We start from the raw sequence: 22885 nt of genomic DNA, 5'->3' as shown, positions 1-22885 counted from the left end.
TAGAGGAACCCGGAGGTAATCGCAGCGAAAAGTTCCTCTGCGGTTAAATATCTTCTCCAAACTCTATCAAGTATCTAAATGCTTTCAAAATATAGTTAGCTGAATTTTGAGGAGAGGTGTTATAAAAATGTGGCCATGCTAAACCTTTATCTTCATCATAATTATGAATGCGATGGGGATGATTTTCTAGCCATGTTAACCGCACAGCATGACCAATTAACACATCTAAAACTATATACTCTTCAATTTGCAAGCTGGGGTTATTAGCGGCTATTGCTGCTAGTTCCAATAAGGCTTCTAGGTTAACTTGGCGGTATTCTGGAGCTTCAATTTTATTTAGTAAATGCTCTACTAATAAAGCAAAGTTTCTTTCTCCTGCTGTCATTTCTGATAGCATGACTTCACTATCTAAGCGATTGCGTCGTTCTAGTTTATCGCCAATTACTAGACCTTTACAATGTTGCATTAATAGCCAAACTTGTTTAAAAAAGTCTTTAGGAACTCGGTTAAGTGTGCCTTCTGCTTGGCGGAATCTGCGCCAATTTTCGGGAGGAGTTTCAATTTCTTCGTTAATTGCTGGTAGAACTACCCAAGCAATATCACTTTCTTTTTGCTTGACGTGCAATGATTCTTGTTGACGCAATAAACCACTAACGCCTGTATATCCTATTAATACTTGATGTAGGCGTGTTTTTACTTCAAATGGCGAAAGCTGCATTAAGTAATCATAGGCTTCGTCTTGCGTAACGCCCATTTCTTGAGCTAGTTCACTGGTAATTAATAAAATTAGATAGCCGACTCTGAGGGTTAGTAATCCTTGAAATAATTCCGGTTCTGATTTGATTAATACTCCCAAATAAATTAAAATTTCTTGTGTCAATACGCGATCGCGTATATCCTCACGACAGAAGTTATTAATTTTTTCGGCAATTTCATTGTGGGACATGGGTAAAACAATCAGGGAAGCTTTGCTATAAGCTCGACCCACTGCAATTTGTTTACCTCGTACCACTATACTGGTGATGGCATCAGATAAGCCAATATCCACCATTTGGCGTAAACCAGCAGCTCGACGCACTACTGCCCAAATACCAAAATCCCCGGCTTTTGTGTAAACTTCATCTAGTAACTCTGATACTGTTACAGGATGTCCTGGACCTCCGTATCCTGTATCAAATTCTAATCCCTGTAATCTTTTTAAGGTTTGCAGTAATTCGATTTGCTCATATATATTTTCTGATGTCCGCAAATGTCTGAGTAATTCTCCCAAGTTGGTTTCACATTCCATTTGGAATTCTTGGGTATGTCCTAACCGCCAATTTTTTTCAGGATGATAAGCTAAGTAATAGCAACGTATACCAGCATTCTTAACAGCTGATTGGGCAAATTCTCCATTGGGAAGAAAATCAATCGTTTGGATTCCTGCTGTTAGCATTAATTGATTTAGTCGCCCTAATTTTACTTGCACACCGTTACAAATACCATCTTTCAGTTCTTGCATCAATTCTAATAATACTTGGGAACCAATTTCTAACATGGTGTGGGTTAACATTAAGGTGAGAGTCGGACGACCTAAGTCACTCCAATATTTTTCAATGTAGGCTAATTCACTTCTGAGTTGATCTACTAGAAAATGGTAATCAAGAGTTAAGTAAAACTGCTGTGAATCTAGGAAGGATGGCAAAAATACAACTGTTTCACCACAAATTCTAAAAATTCTTGATGTTGTCAAACTCCGCAACCGCCGAATTGGACGACCAGTTAAACCCAATTTATCATTGCGTCCGATTTGTGTATAAATTTGGGAAAGCTCGCCTGCTTTTCTAACTTGAATTGGTTCGATTTGGGTAGGAGTTTGAGTTTCAATTCCGTGAACTTGTAGTTTTGCTTGTAATTCCTCATCTTCTGCTAATAAGGCAATTTGTATTAATGATTTGCGTTTTTTGTTTACACATAAATGCCTGCCTAAAGGATCAATTTCTCCAATAGCGAGTAATCCTTCACTCAACATTTGACCAAGTAAATATAAACTTTGCGCCCACACTAAGGGGATATTTTCGTTAGGTAAACGGCTTTGAGTCTGTGGTGCTAATTTTTCGGCTTCGACGTTCTCAGCCGGGACATAATACAGTTCTGGTAATAACTTTATGCCATCAATTTCTATCAGCAATGATTCTAATAGTGTTTGATATTTTTTAACTTGCTCTTGCTGACCACGAAATAGTCCATCAAGAACTAAATAAGTGAAAAATAATGGCCATTCACATTCGATGTTCTCGAACTGCTTGAGTTCTCCAGGTTCGTAATGTAAGCGGTGGGGATCTTCTAAAACTGTTTGGTGTCCATCACGGAGAAATCGTTTACAACCGTATTTACCTGCCAGTTTTCTGATAATTTTGTTGAAGGTGCGATCGCGCAGTGTCTCACCAGAAGATTCCCTCAACTTCACATCTTCTACAGCAAACGCCGGATAACTAATAATACTCAACAGTGCTGCATCAACTTCTTTAGAACCTGATTCTCTTGGTAATAAAGATTCTAGTGTAATTCTCGCCCTCGCGATTTCATCTGGTAATACATGAATGATGGAATTTTGACTTCCATGTATACCAAATAAATTCAGCCCGTTCATAGCTTCTAAAGCTGCTTTTGCCATACCTATGGAACTGGCATTTAATTCAGCACTACCATGATTAATTTTATTACCTCTTTCCCATATACCATAATCAGGAGTGCGGTAAGCGCGTCCAATATAATAAACCAAATTTTGAACAAAATTGACTTCATCCAGTGTATAAACAATTGACAAACTCCCAGAGGTCATTTGCGCTAACATCAGTAGAAATATTGATGTGGCATCAATTTGCAAATGTCCCCATTCATCATCCCCAACAACAATATCACCAGTAGCTGTGTTGTATTTTGCGTGCAGTCCATCTAGTAGAAATTGAGTATGTTTAAATGTTTCTACTTTATGAGCCTGTCGCATCATGGCGAAAAGTAACCCACGCATCAACTTGACTACGCTGTGTTCTAGTTCGTAAGTTCTTCCTTCATCATTGTCTAACTTGCGATAGGCAACAGCTAATCCCCAAACTGCTAAAATGCTATAAACATTATCTCGCACCCAAGCATCTGTATAATCACCATGAGCGGTAATTGCTGTACTCGCTGGTAGCAAACCAGTAATCGGATTTTGGCGAGACAGAATAATTGTCTTGATTTGTTGATAGTAGACATCCAGCCGAGTTGTCAATGCTGTAGGTGTTTTCATAAGTTGGTTGGGAATTGCTAGGCAAATGTAACCCTGTAGCGGTGAATAAAATCAAATGATAGCGATGAGTACATTACTCATCAGAGGATGTTTTAAAAGGGTCTTTTAATGTCATCTCGATTTCATTCCGCTCAGAATGACAAAACTATACCTCCTGAGACTTTTACAGAATCCTCTCAGGTTTAGTGTTTGTTTATAGTTTTTCAATTGTCAACAAAAATATCGCTTCAGTAATTATATTTAATAGTATTCACCCAAAACCCACTTGAATTATTTCTTCAAATTTTCCTCTGTTTAGCATAAAATTTACCCTATATTAAGCTTTTTTTTGTTATTACTAAAGCAGAAGAAACAAAACAACTCTTCAAGGTGACATACTCAGAATCAGATTTTTTACATTCATTATTATATAATATATATTTAAATTATTTTCATCGCAAGTACAATTTGTAACTTAAAAGAGAGGATGTATGATGTATTTACGTTACAACAAAAATCATGCTCTATTGATCAAAGTAGTTTACTCCCAAGTAAAAGTTAATGGTAAAACCGAGTTAGTGCCACTATAAGTATATGCTGATGGTTCGCTTAAACCTTACCACGGGTAACTTATAGTCATTGGAAGTTTCTGATTAGACATCTTGTGCATATTTGCAAGATGGAGTATATTTAATCAATTGCCATCTAATAGCTGAATGTCTCGTACCGCCGTGAATTCAAAATGCTTCTTGCAGAAGAGCTACCCTAACAAAATAGTGCTTCCAGCAGGCTGCGCCAACAAAATTCAAAATGTATACGGCGTGAGCTTTTCAGAGATTTGGAATGGTTGGTTTATTTACGCCGTACTGTAGTAAGGTAATTTAATTCTGATACTAGCGTTCAATTTGCAGATATTTAGGAACATTCATGAGTTTTTGAAAATCTTAAACATCCATCAAATCTGGTAAATTATTGGTAGTTACCTGTTCTTTGAGATGACGAAAATAAGAACTCATTACCTCAGTGACAGCCATGAGTGCGGTAAGGGGGAAAAACAAGTTTAAAGCCTAAATTTTGTAATTCTGCTGGAGAAATTTCGGGAGTTTTCCCACCTTCACCAATATTTGCTACCAACGGTATATTAGGAAAAGCTACGGCTATGGTTTGCAGTTCTGCTATAGACTGGGGTGCTTTTACGAATAGCGTATCCGCCCCAGTATTGATCTAAGCTTGCCCGCATCTAATAGCTTGCTCTAAGCCCAAAGGTGCGCGGGCATAAGTACGAGCTGTGATCACTAAACCGGTATCAGCATGGGCTTCTACAGCAGCAGGTATTTTACCAGGGTGTTTATTCATGGGTATAACGCGCTTCCCTTCAAAATGACCACACTTTTTCGGCCATTCTTGGTCTTCTAAAATTACTCCAGCTAACCCAATTTTTACCGTATCTTTTACCGTCCGCATCATATTTAAAGCGTTACCCTAACCAGTAGACCTGTCAGGAAAATTAACTTGGTGTGAAAAAAATGGTAGAAGGGAATTTTGAGGGTGTACCAAAAGGAAAAATCCACTAAATTAACTATATTCAAGAATATCCACATCGTAGAAAACAAATATTGGGAATAACTAACCATCAGTTTCAAGACTTGTTAGCCCAAGGTGAAATGTAGCATAGAAAACTTCAAGGTGACATAGAAAGTAAAAACATAGGTCTAAATTAGAAAGGAGGAGGGGGGAAAGGGAAACTAGAGATAAAAGAATAGGTATCTCTATGCTTGTTCTATTGGAGGAAAATGCCAACATTTGAGGTTTTAGGTTTCCATTTCGGTATATGGAAAACGGAAGCAAAGGACACATTTCATTACTGGCTAGAGATATTACGAGATGTTTTGCCTGCTAGTGTCCTTGAACAGGTAGAAAAACATGATAGCGATTATGCCATGGCGACTCAGAACAAAAGGCAGGAAACAAAGAGTTTTCCACCAAGGGGATTTTTTTTGAATAGGTCATTAGACTTGTAAAAATATTCCGGGTACCTCAAGAAAGATTTCCCCTGAATTCCCCAATTTACTCACAAGTAATTCTTACTAACTATTTGTGGTTTAGTCACATTAGGAATTGGTTCATTAGTTTTGCCCATTTCATAAATGTTATGGATATGAGGTCAGTTATGAACTAGTCATCAACATCTTCATGGATAGGAACTATCCGTAACTATTCCCAACCCTGATTCTTTCCTTGGCTCTTTCCTAATCTTAACACTATGGAAAGCCAGACACAGACTCCTTTCTAAATTTTCAGCCGTCTCTAATTCACCGCTGATAAAAACAAATTGCTGCTAGTATTGCTTTTATTCGTTCTGACTGTCGTTTAATTGTTCTCCCTGAATATTTCCTTACAGGTTTTCCGATGGGAGAATCTATAGAAGTATGGACAAAAAAGCCTGTTTAGAAATGTCAGGGGCTCTGAATATGAAGCACTTAGTAAAATTGCCCAGAAATATACAATCTTTTTAGCTGGTGTAGTTAATAGTTCTATCCATGCTGCTTCTGTAGATGGTGGTTCTAAAATTATTGATTATTGGGGTATCGTATTAACAGAAATATGGTCAGCTGAAAGTATGGCAGCATTTACTGAAATTAATTTAGCAGGATGAAGGAGTGATCGCACTCGACCAGGGTTAAATAATTGACTCTCCCTTCAACGCTTTGAACTTTACGCTGAAAGTTACAGTCAGTAACATTTCTATCCCCCTAATACTATAGTAGATGGGACAATAGACCGTAAGCGTTTCATCCAAACACAGCAAGAAACTATTGAAAGACTCACAAAGTTAGGGATAATTTGAACAATAACTAATTCCCTGTTAAGAGTTAAGAGTTCCTAATGACAAAACCAATAGAAGTCCGTAACCCCCGCACAGGTAAATTTGATTACGTTATTATCCCTCCTCCACCAAAGTTCCTTTCACACCAATGTCACCGTCTCCGTAGGGGGCAAATTCATTGGCAAGAACTCGGTATAGAAGGTAGAATTGAGGCGATCCAACAGTGGAAACAAGCTATATTAGCTAATCGCAAACAGCTAACGGATGCATTAGTAAATGATACTGGTAGATTATCAACATCAGTTTTAGAAATAGACTCTTTTTTACATGGTATTGATAGATGGTGTAATTTAGCACCCCAGTTACTACAGGAAACTGCAAAAAATACATCTATTCCCTTTATTGCTTTACAACAAACTGCTGTTCCTTACTCCCTAGTCGGTGTCATTAGTCCTTGGAATTTTCCCCTGTTGTTATCTACATTTGATACAATTCCCGCTTTATTAGCAGGTTCTGCTGTCATCGTTAAACCTAGTGAAATCACTCCTCGTTTCGTTGCACCTTTAATAACTACATTGAATACTATTCCTAAATTACGTGATGTCTTAAATTTTGTTGAAGGTGCAGGACAAACAGGGGCAGCTCTAATAGAAGATGTAGATTTAGTCTGCTTTACAGGCAGTGTAGAAGTGGGGCATGTAGTTGCAGAAGCAGCAGCCAGAAACTTTATTCCTGCTTTCTTAGAATTAGGTGGAAAAGACCCAGCAATTGTTTTAGAATCTGCAGATTTAGATTTAGCAACTTCTGCAATTTTATGGGGTTCTGTTGTTAATTCTGGACAGTCATGCTTATCAATTGAAAGAATCTATGTGGCTGAATCTATATTTCCAGAAGTTTATCATCAATTAGTAGCTAAATCTTCTCGCGTACAACTCGCTTATCCTGCCGTTGAAAGTGGGGAATTAGGTCCAATAATTTCCGAGAATCAAGCAGCAATTATTAATGAACATCTGCAAGATGCAATATCAAAAGGTGCAGTAATTCATTGTGGTGGTAAAGTTGAAAAATTAGGTGGAGGTTGGTGGTGTCGTCCCACAGTTCTCACTGAAGTTGACCATTCCATGAAAGTGATGACTGAAGAAACATTTGGTCCTATTATGCCAGTCATGCCTTTTTCTACAGTAGAAAAAGCAATAGATTTAGCCAATGATTCTATTTATGGATTGAGTGCTGCTATATTTGCTGAATCAGAGGAGTTAGCATTAGAAGTTGGTATGCAAATAGATGTAGGTGCTATTAGTATTAATGATACTTGTTTAACAGCTATGATGCACGAAGGAGAGAAAAACGCTTTTAAATTTTCTGGTTTGGGAGGTTCGCACATGGGTGCAGCAGGGTTTAAACGCTTTATGCGAAAAAAAGCTTTTTTAATTAAAACCAACACTAATAAAGACCCTTGGTGGTTTAATGATGAAGAATAGGGGATTGGGGAATGAGTAAAAGGTTGTCCCAATCACCAATCACCAATCACCAATCACCAATCACCAATCACCAATCACCAATCACCAATCACCAATCACCAACTATCAATATGTCTAATATTCGTCTAGAAACGCCTGTTTTAGCCCGTCATGAAGGTTAATGGTAAGTAACTTATACTCTAGTTGATACAACCGGAAAAGTTCTGGATATTCATCCATCTCATTTAAGTTGTCAATTTCCTGAAAATAGTCTTTATTCTTACTATCAAATCAATCGTTATACCTGGGCTGATGGTAAATAGGAAGAACATCAATTTCCAGGTATTTATCAAGATACAAAACTTTTGTTTGATACTGAACGCATTCAAGGTAAAGCCAGGGAAGTTGATGATTCAACCGTTATTTTGTGGTTTGGTTATAAACAATTCCCAAATATGTATTTATATGAAATGATTCAAATCAATCCTGATAATAATAATCGCGCTCGCACTTGGCATTGGTTTAAAAATGACAAAATCTATCAACGTACTCTTATTCAGGAGGAACGGGTAAGGTAGTCATATTTGTAGAGTGGGAAATGCTTGCCCTACTGACTGCGGTTATCTATGAAAGTTTTGCGGACTTTAAATGGCGCTGTCGTTTCCAGTAAGAAAATCTAAAGAAAGCTCCAGCAAAAATAGGGATGCTGACACCGGAAGAAAATTCAAAGCGAACTTGTTGACCGATATATTCTACTTTTAATAAACCACTGGTAATTGAGGTATCAGAAGACTGAATACTTCCACTTGTTTGATTAAGGCCCAAGCCTGTGATCGCATATATTTCCAGGCTAAAAGTACCTGTTCCCAAAAATTGCAATGCTTGCTTCTGAGCTTAGCGTGTAAGATTCAGTGCTAGGTGAACCATTGAACAACGCGGTAGGTCCAAATGTGGCTGTACCACCAGCAGCTAAAGACATATTGGTAGGTACTGAAAACATTGTCAGTGGTAGCGTGAATGGCTGTAAGTTTAAGCTGCTTAGTGCAGCTGGAAAGGTAACTCCTGCTGTCACATTATATTCGTCTAAGGTGTGAGTTAGTCTATAGTTCCTGGCTGAGGTAGAAGTATTAGTGATACTCAAAGGACCTATAACACTAGCATTAAGGGTGAAACGCACTTCAGTTCTTTGCTGTCCTGCTAGAGGATTATACTTAGCTAGGGTTAATGTACTGATATCATTACCCGTAGGATCTCCGTTGTTGTAGGAGGCGCTACTAGTAAAAAATTTAATGCTTGAGCTTGTTGAGGAGAGATAACGAGCGAGCCTATAGAAACAGAAGCGGCTATACCAGCTACATAACCCAACTTTTTCGCTTGATGCGTTAAATTCATACTCATGAAACCTTAGTGAGTGAACAAAAAACAAAAGTTATTCTCTATACATATCCAGCATACAAAATCTGAAATTTGCTACAAATCTAAAATTTGCTACAAATCTAAAATTTGCTACAACGGATAGGTACGAGATTAAGTGACTATTTTCCTAAAAAAAATCATTAATAATATGGTAAGCAAGGAGTCCTACAATATATATAATTGTAGCATTAGCTTTACTTATAGCTTATTGTTTTATACAATAAGCTATAAGTCTAAGCAACAGATTTATATCAAATTAGTAAATCATTAAATATGCAAACTCTACTTAAGTAAAACTGCTACGATAAAAAATACCTTAAATCAGCGATAAATTTACTGAAACTTTATAAATCGGTCGTATCTCAATATTTGTCGGTTAAGGGGCATAGGGGAAACAAAAAATATTGACACTTTACCCTTTAACCTTTTCCCCAAGGAACTGACAACTTTCAGATTGTTAACTGAGTAGTATTGGGTTGTGTTTTTGTGGCTTTCAATTCTCACAATCAATATTCCTTGTAACTCCTAAAGTTGTTTGATGTAGGATTGCTATATATCCGAAATTTCAATTTTATAAGGTATGGGTATGGCAAAAAGTGACAAAATCAACTTTTCTACCCCTAGCGGGTTTCCCGAATTTCTGCCTAGCGAAAAGCGTCTAGAAGTATATTTATTAGATATAATCCGTCGTGTTTTTGAAAGCTATGGCTTTACACCGATTGAAACCCCAGCAGTAGAACGGTTAGAAGTACTGCAAGCTAAGGGCAATCAGGGGGATAATATAATCTATGGTATTGATCCAATTTTACCACCAAATCGCCAAGCAGAAAAGGATAAATCTGGCGAAACTGCTTTGGAAGCTAGGGCTTTAAAGTTTGATCAAACTGTTCCTTTTGCGGCTTATATTGCACGTCATTTAAATGAATTAACTTTTCCTTTTTCTCGTTATCAAATGGATATGGTTTTTCGCGGTGAACGGGCAAAAGACGGGCGGTTTCGGCAGTTTCGTCAATGTGATATTGATGTGGTGGCTCGTGGTAAACTCAGTTTGCTATATGATGCCCAAATGCCGGCAATTATAACTGAAATATTTGAAGCTATTAATATTGGTGATTTTGCAATTCGCATCAATAACCGCAAAATTCTGACAGGGTTTTTTCAGTCTGTGGAAGTTCCGGAAAACCAAATTAAAGCTTGTATTGCCATTATTGATAATTTGGAAAAAATTGGAGAAGCAAAAGTTAAGTCGGAGTTAGAGAAAGAAGGTATTTCTTCCGAACAAACTGAGAAAATTATTGAGTTTATTAAAATTGATGGTAGTGTTGATGATGTTTTAGATAAACTCAATCATCTCGCGCAAAGTTTTCCCGAAGCAGAACAATTTAACTTAGGAGTTACTGAATTAGCAACGGTAATTAATGGAGTTAGAGATTTAGGAGTTGCTGACAAACGGTTCTGTATTGATTTATCAATTGCTCGTGGTTTAAATTACTACACTGGCACGGTTTACGAAACTACTTTAATAGGACATGAAGCTTTGGGTAGTATTTGTTCTGGAGGCAGATATGAAGAATTAGTGGGAATGTTTTTAGGCGAAAAAATGCCTGGAGTGGGTATTTCTATTGGTTTAACTCGGTTAATTAGTCGGTTATTAAAAGCGGGTATTCTCAATACTTTATCTGCAACACCTACCCAGGTGGTGGTAGTGAATATGCAGGAAGATTTGATAGCTGTTTATTTAAAGGTATCACAGCAATTAAGACAAGCAGGGATTAATGTTGTAACTAACTTTGAAAAACGTCCTTTGGGTAAACAATTTCAAGCAGCAGATAAACAAGGAATTCAATTTTGTGTTATTATTGGTGCTGATGAAGCCGCAGCCCAAAAATCATCATTAAAGAATTTGAAAAGTGGTGAGCAAGTGGAGGTAGCTTTGGCAGATTTAGCGGAAGAAATTAAAAGAAGGCTGACGTAAATTCAGCATTGTTCAGGGTACTATTGTCAGTGATATCTGCTGGAACGACGTTAAAACTGTTATTAGACCTTATAAAAATTCTCGTAAAAGTCTTCCACACCCCTACACTCGATCCTGGATGTCGTTCTGGCGTAACGCATACCACCAGGTGGCCGCATTGATTGCAATCACAGGTTTGCCTATCGATCCACCGTTCCGCTTCATCGGCGAGCCGAAGTATACTCAAATTAGTACGAACCTGCATGATCGCCTCCATATCATCACCATCAAGTTCCTGAAGATGGTAGCGAAGCTTATCCTCAGAGACTTCAGCAATTGAGAGTGCAGTAGGGCAACGCAGTCCCTTCAGCCGTAACACCTCCACCCCAATGTCATTGAAGAACCAGCATACCATTTTGTCAGCCACAGGCTGACAAGGGGTGAGCACCCCAATCTTGTTGACTTTGAAACTTGCCAGAGTTGCCTGACATCCGATAGGACCTGAAGCCACTTTTAGCCCAGCATAGTCCTCAAGCCGTTTCACAAAAGTTTTCTTCCCCTCAAGTCCTTCCCAGAAAATCTCGGCACTCATTCCCATGATCACGTAATCCACACCTGCGGTCATCACCCGATCAATTGCAAAGAGAATTTCGTCGCCGAGTTGGTCTAAAAGACGCACCATCTTTTCATGACTACTCAAGTCCTGGTTTCGAACATGAATCCGGGACATATGAGACGTAACACCCCGTACACCCATCGCGTGAAAATCAGGTTCGACAATCGTATTTGTGCTTGGTGCAAGCACCCCAAATTTCTTTCGCCATCCTAATCCATCTGTCATATTGAGTTGAATTACCATATTAGGGAGTTAAGTTCAAGTCAATAGTCTAAATTTATTTTCAAATAATGCCCAATCAGTGAACCCACAACTTGCCCATTATTGTAAATCAAATTTCCCCGCAAAAAGGTACTTTTTACCCTTCCCGTTAACTCCATCCCTTCAAAGGGTGTGTAACTTTGTTGTGATTGCGAGTCAGCAGCACTTACCAAAATGGTCTCTTTATTGAAGAATGTGTTGAATTACATCAAATAAAATATCCTGAATATGGGACTGATGAGGCATTAGAAAAAGCACTTGCTTTAAGAGAAAAGTATTTTAAAAATTTGGCTCAGATAATATAAAAAGTTAAGTTAAAGAATGATAAAATAATCAGAAATGTGTATTTTGGACCATTCCATCCCGGCTTGCATATCAAGCTTCATGTTAACTATAACCCTCACATGAATCGTGGCTATCTAGGATTAATTGTGCCAGAGGGTGATGTAGCTATCAAAATATGCCATGATAAGCTTTATTGGCATGAGGGAAAATTCATGATTTTATATCATAGCTCCACCTTGCTAAAGTGCGCCGGTTAGCATGAACATTTCCACATCAGTAGTGAAATGAGCTATAGGTGGGTTCCAACCTTTTTTCAGGACGACGCGCTGTGTAGATTCACCTGTACTTTTCTTGATGGATATAATCTGAGCCGTACCGAATTCACCAGTAACAAAGTTGTTTAGCTCAAAAGGTAGTTGTGGAAAGTTGAGAACTGAGTTAAGTGATTCTTCAGTTTCCACGTGTTTGCGTCCTGTGGAGGTTTTATTGTTCATTTGAATACCTGTGTCTGTGTGTAAAAGACTCACATTGTTATGAGATAAATATGAATTTTTATTTGCAGGTTGTATCGTGATACCTTGTTTGATCACAAGATTTTTGGAAAGCTGCTTCTGTGCTTGGTTTCTTGATGTTACATTATTAAGAATATACCCCAGACGCAAGGGTTCGCTTACTCAATCTGTTCTACGCTGGTAAAATTAAAGTAGTAGTTAACCCAACAGAATTTAACGCCTTAGAATCCATACCTAATGCAGTGCAACACCTCCTTACTCGTGAAAATTGTGGCAAAGTAGTGGTTAAATTTTAAATGTGGGGTGACACACCTGATGGGCATAACACCGCACCCAATATTAGCACTATGAGAAATATAATCTTGAGGATTGATTCCTTTGGCTAGGTATCAATTAAGGTGATCGCATAACTAAAACGGAACTGCGATCGCTTCTTTTATGACTCCAATAACTGATCTATTGCCATACAAGCCTTTTGCCAGAGTTGTTCCCAGTCGGCGTTGATGATAATATAAGGTCGATGACGTGATTTTAAAGCTTGAATACAGAGCGATCACGAAATTCTTCTCGATAGTTATACAGAAAACGCTGTGAATCATCTACCCAAGGCACATCTACATTCAGCAGCAAATATAAATCATACTGTCGTCGATTCCCTTCATCTTCAGTCCACTGGGGACATTGACCAAACAGCACATCACTCCAAATCTTAGTTGTAATCAAGTCAGTATCACAAAATATTTGTCGCACTAAAGCATCCTCAGCAGCCATTTGTCCCTTAGCAATCAAGGGGGAATATTAGTAAAATCACAAGGTCCTCCTTTAAAATCTAATAATCCCCGCGCATACTCACTCACATAAACAGTATTGTAATAATTAGCTAAATTTTGCCTCAGCATCGATTTACCTGTAGATTCTGACCAAAAAATGCACACACGACGCATAAAATAAGGCGGTATATAATGCCAATTAGCAAGGGTATTTTGCCGCACCTGCGTACCGGAAATACGTGCATGGTCTACAGGAATATAACTAGCACCCAAAATTGTCGCCAACTGCCAACCATAATTTTCCGATGCAAAAACGTAATCTGGTCCCGTTGGTAATACCCGACGAATACTTTCATAGCAAATCTGCCAAAAATCGGCATTATCTTTTGGTTGTTGGGGATTTTCATCAGTGACATGAACAACATTTACATCAGCAAAAGTCCTCCTCATCCAGTGATAGCAAAAATCTCCGGTAATAGGTTCTGATTGAATAGAACAAACCAAAACTGTCAAACTATCAACGTAACTTCGTGCTAAATCTACAAGATATTGATGTCCTAAATGTGGGGGCATAAACTTGCCCAAAATCATCCCAGTTGTAGGTTTTTGTAAGCCTTTTTCCATTCCTTATACCCCAAAGCAGCTAAAACTAAAAATACTGTATAGAGTATCGTTGTGGGATAAAGATGTTTAACCGCATAGACTCCCACTGCCATCGCATCCACACTTATCTAAATCATCCAACACTCTAATATTTTCTTAGCCATTAACGACTGGGCAATTAAACTTAAAATAATAATACTTGCATCAGGGTAAGGTAAAGCAGCATTCGTATAATTATTGATGATATAACCTCAAGATAAACTGCCAATAAATGCCACCCCAGACCAAACAAATTTTCCCTGTTTAGAGATGCGATTAACAGAAAGAGGAGTGTCATTCTTACCTCCATGTAACCAAGCATAGCAACCATAGATTTTAGGAGTTAGGCATTGACAAAAAAACTCATCCATGAGTATTACGCAGCACCAGCATTGGTAAGATTTTCCACAATGTAGTCGCGCACGACTAAAGTGAATAAGTTCCTTTACAATTCATACCAATTAAAAATAATGTTCACTTCAAACATGATTTCTGTGTTTTAATTCCTTGGCTATCTCTAAGCATAAATCGACAAATTGCACATACTTGTTTGATGGCTCTATGAAAACTTTCAATCCCCCAATAAGTATCATGAATTGTCACAAATTCACTTTTGCTGATTTGATTGAGAGCTTCTTCATCTGGTAGATACACTATATAGTCTCTAGATTCTTCTTTTTTGAACTCTTGCCTAAACAATTTGATCAATCCAAATGCTCTCAAATGAGTTATCAAACCTTCATCGAGAATTTCTAAACTCCTTAATAGACAATACTTTTTCAGTTTATTTGATACGGTTCTATTTTTCTCAGTCCCAAATAGAAAAGCCAATTTCTGGTTTTTTAAAAATTTTAAGTTTTCTACCCCTGAATACCAACTGTCTCCTGTAAATATTCTTGTTTTTACACTCCAATAAATCACTTTCTTGAGCATTTACTAAAAATAATCGTTCTTCGTCTTTCCCTGCTTTTGGTCGTATATTCTGTAATTTATTCGTACTGAATTTCCATACACATCACTGTAGTACAGTGTGATTGAATTTATTCCTTTCATGCTCTTATGATATTTACCAGACCAAAAACAACTGATGAATTCTGAATTTATCGGGTCATTATACAACTTTTATACTAGTGTGTCATCTACACTTAAAATCCCTCCTATTATATTATATTTATTATTTTCCTTACTGTATCGAATAAATCTTTCGTTTCCTATCTCTGTCTGAGCAATAATCTATTTACACTGTCATGTGAAACGTTTTCCGATATCTCTGCTAATCTACAACATCCCCCATCCTTTGGTTCTCATAGCAACAACAGAGTGTAATATTCCAGATTGCATTCTGCTGTAGAAGGTTTGGTTATTTCTCTAATTCTCCAATACCTCCTAAGTAGATGACATTTTTTATTACTACACTCTTTTGCTACTTTGTCAATGCGTAAGTCCTAGATTTGTAAAAAGATATAAATCACCTGAAGAATGACATCTGAGTAAAGACGTGCTTCATAGAAAACAAAGATATACAAAAATACCATTACTAAACCTGTAGGCCAGCACCAGATATTTTCTTTAACAGTCAACCAGACGCTGACAAGACCGAAAATAGCTGCAATGATTTCAATAGAACTCATGCAATTTTCGATATGTAATTTGTGACTAAAACAGTAATAATTGTAAATTCATAACAAATAGGTAGTTTAAATGCAACCCGAATCAGAAAAAATTCTAAAAATTGCTCAACAAGCATTTGAGTACTTTACAAACGGTCTAGAAAATGGTAATTGGCAAGATTTTATAGATATGCTGACAGATGATTTTACCTTTTGGTTTCCCATGGGAAAATTTCACGGTTTAAATACAGGTAAAGAACGGGCTAAAGAGTTTCTTGAATACGTTTACGAAGCTTTTCAACCAGGAATTAAACTTACTTCTTTACATAGCATTACCAGCAACGAAAAAACCGTTATTTTTGAATTTCGGGATGAAGGTAACTTATTTGGACAACCTTATAAAAATCGGGTTGCTGTTGCCTTTGATGTGCGGGATGATAAAATTTATGGATATAGAGAATATTTTGGCAGTGATGGTAAATCCTATTAGTTTTTTCCCCTATCCACACTATTGATTTCTCGACATTTCACCTCAGCAGCTTGATACGCTATCAAATATTCCTGATCACCTAACATCAAATCACCATAATACTCATAAGGTATTTTACCATAAACTGGTAAAGGATCATCTTCTGGATAGTCTTCTTTTGATTCCTCAATTATGGCTTTTAGCTTTTTAACAGTCAGACTTTGCGCCGGAAAATACCAAATATTGTGAGGATTTCTTTGGAGATAAGGAAAAGTAGGATCAATAATCACATCCTGTAACTCAATCCAAGCGTGTTCAACAGGTTTGTATGGTTGCCCAGTAAACACCACAAAACCTTGAACATACCTTGCACCCTCAGTTGCTAAAACCGCTTTATAAGCATTTTCAAAAGGGGCCTTGGCTTTACTTTTGATGCTTTCAGCAACTTCCTGAGACAATGATTCATCTAATGATTTATTCATGGTGGAAATTATCTTCCTCTCATTACTGTCAATTCCATCATCTCTTAATTTCTGCATTTGTAAAGTGATGTTTACCAATTTATTCACGGGAGGAATAGAGAAAAATATAAATAATACTTGTAGCTCAACACGTAAGGATTCAGGTGGTGGGATATTGACAAGTGTGATAGGAGAGGCAGAATATAGCAGTTATGGAAAAGAAGCTGGGACCAAAAATAGAAAGAGAGTTATTGAAGCAGTTGGCAACAGAGCAACTGGTAGAAATCATTATTGACCGGGGGAAAAGTATAGAGAAGCTAACAAATAGAGTAGTAGAACTGGAAAAAGAAATAGATAAACTCAAGGTCAGTAGAGATTTAGAGACCATAACATGATCCAAACCACCCTTGGGAGACATCCTGAAAAAAACCGAGAACAAACAAGAAGAGAAACCAGAAGAGAAGCAGACACGAAAACGGAAACCAGGAGGACAACCAGGGCATAGGGGAAAAACGAGAAAGGTGTTTAGTGGAGTAGATAGAATAGATTTGAGATAGTGGGACGGCAAGTGTGTGGATGGTGAGGTCAGGGTCAATTGTTTGGCGAACCAATAAAAATCCAAACACAACAACTAGGGGAGTTGGTGGACAGGCCAATCCAAATAGTAGAATATGAAAGATATACGTGGATGTGCAGTGTGTGTGGGGAAACACAAAGGGCACACTGGTCACCAGAGATAGTATCGGTACAACATATAGAAATCACACTACAATCTTGTTTGGGATGGATCAATAACTAGGGCTATTGACCCTATGAAAAAGAATACTTCTTGTTGTGGGCACTGGGTCAAATAGAAATTGGAGTGGGAACATTAGTAGGTACCAATGAAGGAATAGATGGTCCAGTGGCTCAAAGTATTCATAGCCTCAAACAGTGGATAAAACAAACCCAGCCTCATATCCTTGGGGATGAAACACCCTGGGTACTCAAAGGGGTGAAACAATGTGGTTATGGATTTTTACCAATAGTGACTTCCCTTGATTTCATGGGTCTGATACTCGTTTTCCTGGCGAATTAGAATCCATTGTGGGTTCAAGTTACTCTGGTGTACTCAGTTCTGATGACTTTACTGCCTATAACGATTATGCGGTCACAGCTCAACAGAAATGTCAGGCACATCTCTACCCTACCCCGTCACTTCAAGACACTAATCAAGATTCCTGGCTTCAATCACCAAGAAATTGGCACAAAATTCATGGACCTCATAGATGAAGGTTTTAAAAACTACCCTTTATTCCAACAAACCCAAAACCTTCATGAATTCTTGACTTGCCCATCCTAGTTTCAACCAAAAGTTGAATCTTCCATTCATTCATTGATCAAGCCCCAGGGGAACCTGGTAAACTTTTACCTTCCTTAGGCAATAGACCTTGATCATAATTTAGCTGAACCAAGGTTAGGTTTAGCACTGACACAAGGAAAAGTCTGTGGTGGTTCTCTTTCTCTGGAGCTATTCCAACATCCTGCCAATTTATTGACCGTTATACAAACTTGTCGCCGTCAAGCACTTTCTCTAATTGAGTTTTTTGACCAACCTATGAAAGCCATGGTTCACTCTGCTTTCCATACACCTTCTTTAATCCCTCTACCTTAGACCTGAGTCCTTAAGGGCAAACTAAAAGGATTGGCTTGTAACGCAAAATACAAATCCCTAAAAGCCCATTTATAAACTAAATATTCAGTAGGGTGTGTTACGGCTATGCAAGAATTTGGGAGTTTTAGAGAGTGACAATTAACCGTTACGCACCGATAGATATGGTACTTTAAGCGTTGCTATAATGCAATCTACAATGTAGGGGTTACTTTATAAACTATCCCTAATAGGGATTAGTTGGAATTGCAATGCAATATTGAACAAATCTTTGTGTGGAGATGTGACCGTTTCAATCCCTAATAGGGATTAGTTGGAATTGCAATAGCGGGACGCTGAAAGCCTATATACTATATGTAGTTTTCTAAGGTTCCATTGCACGGATGGTATTATCATAGTCCATTCTAGAAAATGTGTCAAGGGCAAAAAGCGCTGAAACCCAGTGTGGGTAAGGTGCGCGGATAGGTGAATAACATTAACAGCTGCAAAATCAAGCCTATCAAGGGATACAGCCATTTTTTCAGTTTCTTGATTTTTAACACCTATCCATCCGCGCAAAAAAGCTAGTTATACTGCAAACGGGTGAAACTTGAACTTATGTCATACTGATAGCGCAGTGTGGCGTAAGCCACGGGTAACATAGTGCAGCCAGCGTATGCCTTCGGGACACTGCGTTAACACGTAGCATGCCGTAGGCTCTAGTATCTCGGAGATTCCTCAATATCTCTTTCAGAGACGCTCTGAGAAGGTTCAGAATAATACTTTTAAACCGTTTTTAGTATATCAACTATTCCCCATACTCTCCACCAGTCACCTTTCCTCGGAAGACAATATACTGATACAGATTATAAAACAACATCACCGGAATCAGAAAACCGATAAAAATGATCATTATTACCAAGGAACTAGGATCAGCAGCAGCTTCATAAATCGTAATTTGTCTGGGGATAATGTAGGGGAAAATAATCAAACCCAAACCCAGAAACGTAAGCACAAATAACAAAATAGTCCAGATAAAAGGTGCGCGTTCTTCCTTGCGGTTTAAACTTTGTAGAAGTTGCCAAATTAACCACACTCCCAAAACTGGAATCAAAGCAAAGATATAAACCAATGGCTGTTGAAACAAACGCATCCTCGCACCTTCATAAATTATGGGTGTGGTAATTGTAATCAACACTGCACCAATTAAAGTCGTCCAAGCTGCAAGTTTCGCGGTTTTATAGTGAGTATTTTGTAATTCTCCGGTAGTTTTCCAAACTAAATATGTAGAACCAATTAAAACGTAGCCTTGAATTAAAGTTAACGCGACCAAGATAGAGGGTAAACTTAACCAGTCCCAAGTGCTACCAATAAAATGCCCATTTTCATCAACTTTGATACCTTTTAAAACTGCACCTAATGCAAAACCTTGACCTAGTGCAGCAGTGAAACTTCCCACCCCAAAAGCCAAATTCCAAAATATTTTACGTTGGGATAATTCCCTAAATTCAAACGCTACACCCCGGAAAATAAAGCCGAATATCATTATTAAAATCGGGATATACAAAGCATTTAAAATTGTGCTATAGGCAAGAGGAAATGCACCAAATAAACCTCCAGCCATGAGAACTAACCAAGTTTCATTAGCATCCCAAATATTACTTAAGCTAGTCATCAAAATTCCCCGACGTTGTTCATCAGAAGATGTGAGAGATAATATCCCCACCCCTAAGTCAAACCCATCTAGTATGACGTAAAGAAAGAGGAAAAAAGCTAAAATCACAAACCAAACTTGAGGGAGAAAATATTGTAGCGTCTCCATAGAATCTCCTACTGTTGGGCTTCTACAGGACGTTCATCTGGCACAAATTCTGCTGGTGTTGTATCTACTGCGGGTTTGGTAATTTCTACACCAGGAATTGGTAAATCAAGATTTGGCCCGGTGCGAATAATGCGACTACTAAAGTACAAGGCGGCAATAAATAAAAGAGTGTAAACTGTAGTAAAGCTAGTTAGGGAAACTAAAACATTACTAGCAGGTAAATGAGAAGCTGCGTCTACTGTGCGTATTTTTCCATACAATACCCAAGGTTGTCTTCCTACACAACGTACTATCCAACCTGACTCTACAGCAATGTAACCTAAAGGTGCAGCAAATACCCAACCCCACATTAACCAGCGTTGCTGACTAATATTATCGGCTGAAAGTTTACCCCGTAACCATTGCAGGGAACTTAATAACATCAATCCAGCGAAGAAAAAGCCAATGCCGATCATGATGCGGAAGGCATAATAAATTAAACCTACCATTTTTGGTCTATCTTCTGGTTTCCACTCTTTTAAACCCCGTACTGGTTGAGAAAGATTTTGTTTAAACTCCAGAATGTAACCTAGTGCGTTGGGAATAGTAATTTCCCAGTCGTTTTTCTCGGCCTTTGCGTTGGGAATAGCTAATAAACTCCAATCAGCAGGTTTTCCCGCAGGTGAAAATTTCCATTGTGCTTCCATTGCCGCCAGTTTGGTGGGTTGATAGTGATAAACCTGTTCACCACTGAGGTGTCCGATATATATTTGTAGTGGAGCTACTGCGATCGCAGCTGCTAAAACTATCTTTAAAGACTTAGAAAAAAAAGCTGTATTTCGTCTTTGCAGAATATACCAAGCACTAATTCCCCCAATCACAAATAAAGATGTTTCCAGTGTGGCAAAAAACATATGCAGCACACTGTTAATCATGAAGGGATTTAAAATTGCTTCAAAATAATCATGGACAACAAATTTACCATTAACTAATTCCCCACCAGCAGGAGTTTGCATCCAGGAATTTGCTGTTAAAATCCACAATGTTGACAGGTTAGCACCAACAGCTACCAAAATTGTCGAAAGATAATGAATCGTTGGGTTGACGCGCTCCCAACCAAATAACATAATTCCTAAAAAAGCAGCTTCCAGCATAAAAGCCCAAGAAGCTTCAAAGCCAATAACGCTACCAAAAAAGTTACCTACAGCTTCCGAAAATGGAGCCCAGTTTGTTCCAAATTGAAATTCCATTGGGATACCAGTAGCTACACCAATACCGAAATTAAGAACATAGAATTTAGACCAAAAATGAGCGTGTAAATAATAATCTGGGTTACGAGTTTTTAGCCATAGTCCTTCAACTATAACTAGATAAATGCCCATTCCTGTAGTCAGAACAGGCCAAAGTATATGAAAAATTGCAGTGAGTGCGAATTGCATCCGTGATAAGACGATGGAATCGGATAAAAATTCCATGAATTCTCTCCATTAGGTCGCTACTCTTTCTAGGATAAAGGTTACCTGCTGATGCGAATACCTCTAAAGTCTACATTTAAACTATGAAAACCAATTTTGTAGAACATGATTAATACAGGAATTTTCAATAAAATATGATAGACCAGCTTGGTGTATAATTTCTACGTCATTACACAAGCTATAGCCATACAACAATATCCCCGATTTCTCTAAGAAGTCGGGGATCTGAAGGTTTGATTTGTGAAAATCAAATTAGTTGTTAGAGGCAACTAATTCTGCTAAACGCTCTTGTTGATATTGAGATATACAAGATTGGACTATGGTTTCTAAATCACCTTCTAAGACAGGGTTAAGGGTAAAGTTGTTACCTAAACGGTGGTCAGTTACCCGACTATCTTTATAATTGTAGGTGCGAATCTTTTCAGAACGGGAACCTGTACCGACTTGCGATCGCCTCATCGAAGTAACAGCCTCTTGTTGTTCCCGTAACTTAATTTCATAGAGTTTAGCCCGCAAAATTTGCATAGCCCGTTCTTTATTTTGCAACTGGCTACGTTCTTCTGTACAAAAAATTCTGATTCCTGTCGGTTTGTGGAACAAGTCCGCAGCCGTTTCCACCTTGTTTACGTTCTGTCCACCAGCACCACCAGAACGGGCTGTACTCATTTCAATATCTTTCGGGTCAATATGTATTTCTACATCATCCACTTCCGGCATAATAGCAATAGTAGCTGTAGAAGTATGAACCCTGCCCCCAGATTCCGTAGCTGGAACGCGCTGCACACGATGTACTCCCGCTTCAAACTTCAGCTTGCTGTATACCCTATCACCTTGAATTTCTAAAATCACCTCTTTGAAGCCGCCCATCTCACCTAGAGACTGACTGACTAGCTTCACTTTCCAACCCTGAGTATCAGCATAGCGGGAATACATCCGCAGCAAATCTCCAGCCCAAATACTCGCTTCATCGCCACCAGTACCAGCGCGAATTTCCAACATGATGTTTTTATCATCATTGGGATCACAGGGTAATAGCAACACCTTCAAGCGACTTTCTAAATATTCCAGCTTTTCTTCCAGTTCTTTGACTTCCAAAGCCGCCATTTCTTGCAACTCAGGATCGCTATTTGACTCTTTCAGTACCTGACGCGCCCCTACTAATTCTTCCTGAGCAATTTTCCAAGTTTCATAAGTATTAACTACCTCTTCCAACGAAGAACGAGACTTAGCAATTTTTTGATACTCATCAGGGTTTTTAGCCGTATCAGGGTCGGCCAGGCGACGAGTCAATTCATGAAAAGTTTGTTCAACAGATTGAAGTTTCTCCAGCAGGTATGTTTCAGCCATGAGTACAATCCCATTAAAATAACAAGTTGGCTCGAGCATTAAATGACAATCGACCCTGCATTAATGTAGGGTCGTCGTTAACAGCTACAGCCAACC

General features: G+C 38.3%; 21 protein-coding genes and 8 pseudogenes. 13 read left to right on the top strand and 16 right to left on the bottom strand.

Annotated features, from left to right (window positions below; genetic code table 11):
- Window positions 1-43 precede the first annotated feature (43 nt).
- Window positions 44-3274 (bottom strand): glycoside hydrolase family 15 protein, encoded by a 3231-nt coding sequence (locus AAZO_RS12415; RefSeq protein WP_013191514.1) that lies wholly within the window; start codon window positions 3272-3274, stop codon window positions 44-46.
- Between the two features lie 923 nt (window positions 3275-4197).
- Window positions 4198-4735 (bottom strand): annotated as a pseudogene (locus AAZO_RS12410) (isocitrate lyase/PEP mutase family protein); the annotation flags it as partial.
- Between the two features lie 293 nt (window positions 4736-5028).
- Here AAZO_RS12410 and AAZO_RS12405 point away from each other — a divergent pair.
- The 4 genes and pseudogenes from AAZO_RS12405 (at window position 5029) to AAZO_RS35350 (ending at window position 8118) form a co-directional block, all read left to right on the top strand.
- The gene (locus tag AAZO_RS12405) at window positions 5029-5274 is read left to right on the top strand and encodes a helix-turn-helix domain-containing protein (protein WP_081462776.1); all 246 of its coding nucleotides are present in this window, start codon (window positions 5029-5031) and stop codon (window positions 5272-5274) included.
- Window positions 5275-5578: 304 nt separating this feature from the next.
- Window positions 5579-6101 (top strand): annotated as a pseudogene (locus AAZO_RS38165) (nitrilase-related carbon-nitrogen hydrolase); the annotation flags it as partial.
- A gap of 38 nt (window positions 6102-6139) precedes the next feature.
- A complete protein-coding gene (locus AAZO_RS12400; RefSeq protein ID WP_013191512.1) occupies window positions 6140-7561 on the top strand; it encodes an aldehyde dehydrogenase family protein in 1422 nt (473 codons plus the stop codon).
- 110 nt (window positions 7562-7671) lie between these two features.
- Window positions 7672-8118, top strand: a pseudogene (locus AAZO_RS35350) (DUF3598 family protein).
- 46 nt (window positions 8119-8164) lie between these two features.
- Here AAZO_RS35350 and AAZO_RS12390 read toward each other — a convergent pair.
- A complete protein-coding gene (locus tag AAZO_RS12390; RefSeq protein WP_144031289.1) occupies window positions 8165-8410 on the bottom strand; it encodes a hypothetical protein in 246 nt (81 codons plus the stop codon).
- A gap of 56 nt (window positions 8411-8466) precedes the next feature.
- Here AAZO_RS12390 and AAZO_RS35345 point away from each other — a divergent pair, with 56 nt between their 5' ends.
- Complete coding sequence (locus tag AAZO_RS35345; RefSeq protein WP_187289480.1) at window positions 8467-8634, top strand: hypothetical protein; 168 nt, start codon at window positions 8467-8469, stop codon at window positions 8632-8634.
- A gap of 127 nt (window positions 8635-8761) precedes the next feature.
- On the opposite strand, the gene AAZO_RS35340 is transcribed toward AAZO_RS35345, so the two are convergent.
- Window positions 8762-8938: a hypothetical protein gene (locus tag AAZO_RS35340; RefSeq protein ID WP_187289479.1), complete on the bottom strand. Its 177-nt coding sequence runs from the start codon at window positions 8936-8938 to the stop codon at window positions 8762-8764.
- Window positions 8939-9542: 604 nt separating this feature from the next.
- Here AAZO_RS35340 and hisS point away from each other — a divergent pair.
- The gene (hisS, locus tag AAZO_RS12380) at window positions 9543-10931 is read left to right on the top strand and encodes a histidine--tRNA ligase (RefSeq protein WP_013191508.1); all 1389 of its coding nucleotides are present in this window, start codon (window positions 9543-9545) and stop codon (window positions 10929-10931) included.
- Here hisS and AAZO_RS12375 read toward each other — a convergent pair.
- Together AAZO_RS12375 and AAZO_RS30225 are read right to left on the bottom strand one after the other, a co-directional pair.
- Window positions 10912-11769, bottom strand: a complete 858-nt coding sequence (locus AAZO_RS12375) for a maleate cis-trans isomerase family protein (RefSeq protein WP_013191507.1) — start codon at window positions 11767-11769, stop codon at window positions 10912-10914. The two genes, hisS and AAZO_RS12375, sit on opposite strands and share 20 nt — an antisense overlap.
- Window positions 11770-11789: 20 nt before the next feature.
- Window positions 11790-11969: pseudogene (locus AAZO_RS30225) on the bottom strand (hydantoinase); the annotation flags it as partial.
- On the opposite strand from AAZO_RS30225, the pseudogene AAZO_RS12370 reads away from it, so the two are divergent.
- Window positions 11964-12302 (top strand): annotated as a pseudogene (locus tag AAZO_RS12370) (aspartyl/asparaginyl beta-hydroxylase domain-containing protein); the annotation flags it as partial. The pseudogenes AAZO_RS30225 and AAZO_RS12370 overlap by 6 nt on opposite strands.
- A gap of 9 nt (window positions 12303-12311) precedes the next feature.
- Here AAZO_RS12370 and AAZO_RS30220 read toward each other — a convergent pair.
- Window positions 12312-12566 carry a cupin domain-containing protein gene (locus tag AAZO_RS30220; RefSeq protein WP_228371178.1) on the bottom strand — a complete coding sequence of 85 codons (255 nt, stop codon included), beginning with the start codon at window positions 12564-12566 and terminating at the stop codon, window positions 12312-12314.
- Window positions 12567-12661: 95 nt separating this feature from the next.
- On the opposite strand from AAZO_RS30220, the pseudogene AAZO_RS43750 reads away from it, so the two are divergent.
- Window positions 12662-12880: pseudogene (locus AAZO_RS43750) on the top strand (alcohol dehydrogenase); the annotation flags it as partial.
- 235 nt (window positions 12881-13115) lie between these two features.
- Here the strand turns inward: AAZO_RS43750 and AAZO_RS38155 are convergent.
- The 5 genes and pseudogenes from AAZO_RS38155 to AAZO_RS12345 form a co-directional block, all read right to left on the bottom strand.
- The gene (locus tag AAZO_RS38155; protein ID WP_228371177.1) at window positions 13116-13355 is read right to left on the bottom strand and encodes an ATP/GTP-binding protein; all 240 of its coding nucleotides are present in this window, start codon (window positions 13353-13355) and stop codon (window positions 13116-13118) included.
- 14 nt (window positions 13356-13369) lie between these two features.
- Window positions 13370-13978 carry an adenylyltransferase/cytidyltransferase family protein gene (locus AAZO_RS38150; RefSeq protein ID WP_228371176.1) on the bottom strand — a complete coding sequence of 203 codons (609 nt, stop codon included), beginning with the start codon at window positions 13976-13978 and terminating at the stop codon, window positions 13370-13372.
- Window positions 13942-14148: pseudogene (locus AAZO_RS38145) on the bottom strand (nicotinamide mononucleotide transporter). Before AAZO_RS38145 ends, AAZO_RS38150 begins: the two are co-directional and overlap by 37 nt.
- A 296-nt stretch (window positions 14149-14444) precedes the next feature.
- Window positions 14445-15369, bottom strand: a pseudogene (locus tag AAZO_RS12350) (IS701 family transposase); the annotation flags it as partial.
- Window positions 15370-15441: 72 nt separating this feature from the next.
- The gene (locus AAZO_RS12345; protein WP_013191503.1) at window positions 15442-15627 is read right to left on the bottom strand and encodes a nicotinamide mononucleotide transporter family protein; all 186 of its coding nucleotides are present in this window, start codon (window positions 15625-15627) and stop codon (window positions 15442-15444) included.
- Between the two features lie 70 nt (window positions 15628-15697).
- Here AAZO_RS12345 and AAZO_RS12340 point away from each other — a divergent pair, with 70 nt between their 5' ends.
- A complete protein-coding gene (locus AAZO_RS12340) occupies window positions 15698-16096 on the top strand; it encodes a nuclear transport factor 2 family protein (protein WP_013191502.1) in 399 nt (132 codons plus the stop codon).
- Here the strand turns inward: AAZO_RS12340 and AAZO_RS12335 are convergent.
- Window positions 16093-16557, bottom strand: coding sequence for a hypothetical protein (locus AAZO_RS12335; RefSeq protein WP_041643043.1), 465 nt, complete (start codon window positions 16555-16557; stop codon window positions 16093-16095). The two genes, AAZO_RS12340 and AAZO_RS12335, sit on opposite strands and share 4 nt — an antisense overlap.
- A 191-nt stretch (window positions 16558-16748) precedes the next feature.
- Here AAZO_RS12335 and AAZO_RS12330 point away from each other — a divergent pair, with 191 nt between their 5' ends.
- From AAZO_RS12330 to AAZO_RS33755, 4 genes are all read left to right on the top strand, one after another.
- On the top strand, window positions 16749-16931 hold the full coding sequence (locus AAZO_RS12330) for a hypothetical protein (protein ID WP_041640176.1): 183 nt from the start codon (window positions 16749-16751) through the stop codon (window positions 16929-16931).
- 12 nt (window positions 16932-16943) lie between these two features.
- A complete protein-coding gene (locus AAZO_RS35335) occupies window positions 16944-17093 on the top strand; it encodes a hypothetical protein (protein ID WP_187289478.1) in 150 nt (49 codons plus the stop codon).
- A gap of 272 nt (window positions 17094-17365) precedes the next feature.
- The gene (locus AAZO_RS26655; RefSeq protein ID WP_144031288.1) at window positions 17366-17614 is read left to right on the top strand and encodes a hypothetical protein; all 249 of its coding nucleotides are present in this window, start codon (window positions 17366-17368) and stop codon (window positions 17612-17614) included.
- A gap of 8 nt (window positions 17615-17622) precedes the next feature.
- On the top strand, window positions 17623-17808 hold the full coding sequence (locus AAZO_RS33755; protein WP_144031287.1) for a hypothetical protein: 186 nt from the start codon (window positions 17623-17625) through the stop codon (window positions 17806-17808).
- A 1166-nt stretch (window positions 17809-18974) separates the two neighbouring features.
- Here AAZO_RS33755 and cydB read toward each other — a convergent pair.
- From cydB to prfA, 3 genes are all read right to left on the bottom strand, one after another.
- Window positions 18975-19988 carry a cytochrome d ubiquinol oxidase subunit II gene (gene cydB, locus AAZO_RS12320; protein WP_013191500.1) on the bottom strand — a complete coding sequence of 338 codons (1014 nt, stop codon included), beginning with the start codon at window positions 19986-19988 and terminating at the stop codon, window positions 18975-18977.
- 8 nt (window positions 19989-19996) lie between these two features.
- Window positions 19997-21442 (bottom strand): cytochrome ubiquinol oxidase subunit I, encoded by a 1446-nt coding sequence (locus AAZO_RS12315; RefSeq protein WP_013191499.1) that lies wholly within the window; start codon window positions 21440-21442, stop codon window positions 19997-19999.
- A 252-nt stretch (window positions 21443-21694) separates the two neighbouring features.
- Window positions 21695-22789, bottom strand: coding sequence for a peptide chain release factor 1 (prfA, locus tag AAZO_RS12310; protein WP_013191498.1), 1095 nt, complete (start codon window positions 22787-22789; stop codon window positions 21695-21697).
- Window positions 22790-22885: the final 96 nt, after the last annotated feature.

It is taken from the genome of 'Nostoc azollae' 0708 (assembly GCF_000196515.1).
In the GTDB taxonomy this organism is placed as follows: Bacteria; Cyanobacteriota; Cyanobacteriia; order Cyanobacteriales; family Nostocaceae; genus Trichormus_B; species Trichormus_B azollae.
Note: the sequence above shows the minus strand (reverse complement) of the source record. Positions and strands in the feature narration are given on the sequence as shown.

Coding starts and splice junctions, on each gene's coding strand:
- AAZO_RS12330 (WP_041640176.1), top strand. CDS start 16,749: ATGGAAAAGAAGCTGGGACCAAAAATAGAAAGAGAGTTATTGAAGCAG.
- AAZO_RS12335 (WP_041643043.1), bottom strand. CDS start 16,557: ATGAATAAATCATTAGATGAATCATTGTCTCAGGAAGTTGCTGAAAGC.
- hisS (WP_013191508.1), top strand. CDS start 9,543: ATGGCAAAAAGTGACAAAATCAACTTTTCTACCCCTAGCGGGTTTCCC.
- AAZO_RS12400 (WP_013191512.1), top strand. CDS start 6,140: ATGACAAAACCAATAGAAGTCCGTAACCCCCGCACAGGTAAATTTGAT.
- AAZO_RS38155 (WP_228371177.1), bottom strand. CDS start 13,355: ATGGCTGCTGAGGATGCTTTAGTGCGACAAATATTTTGTGATACTGAC.
- AAZO_RS12315 (WP_013191499.1), bottom strand. CDS start 21,442: ATGGAATTTTTATCCGATTCCATCGTCTTATCACGGATGCAATTCGCA.
- prfA (WP_013191498.1), bottom strand. CDS start 22,789: ATGGCTGAAACATACCTGCTGGAGAAACTTCAATCTGTTGAACAAACT.
- AAZO_RS12375 (WP_013191507.1), bottom strand. CDS start 11,769: ATGGTAATTCAACTCAATATGACAGATGGATTAGGATGGCGAAAGAAA.
- AAZO_RS30220 (WP_228371178.1), bottom strand. CDS start 12,566: ATGAACAATAAAACCTCCACAGGACGCAAACACGTGGAAACTGAAGAA.
- AAZO_RS12415 (WP_013191514.1), bottom strand. CDS start 3,274: ATGAAAACACCTACAGCATTGACAACTCGGCTGGATGTCTACTATCAA.
- AAZO_RS12345 (WP_013191503.1), bottom strand. CDS start 15,627: ATGAGTTCTATTGAAATCATTGCAGCTATTTTCGGTCTTGTCAGCGTC.
- cydB (WP_013191500.1), bottom strand. CDS start 19,988: ATGGAGACGCTACAATATTTTCTCCCTCAAGTTTGGTTTGTGATTTTA.
- AAZO_RS38150 (WP_228371176.1), bottom strand. CDS start 13,978: ATGGAAAAAGGCTTACAAAAACCTACAACTGGGATGATTTTGGGCAAG.
- AAZO_RS35340 (WP_187289479.1), bottom strand. CDS start 8,938: ATGAGTATGAATTTAACGCATCAAGCGAAAAAGTTGGGTTATGTAGCT.
- AAZO_RS12340 (WP_013191502.1), top strand. CDS start 15,698: ATGCAACCCGAATCAGAAAAAATTCTAAAAATTGCTCAACAAGCATTT.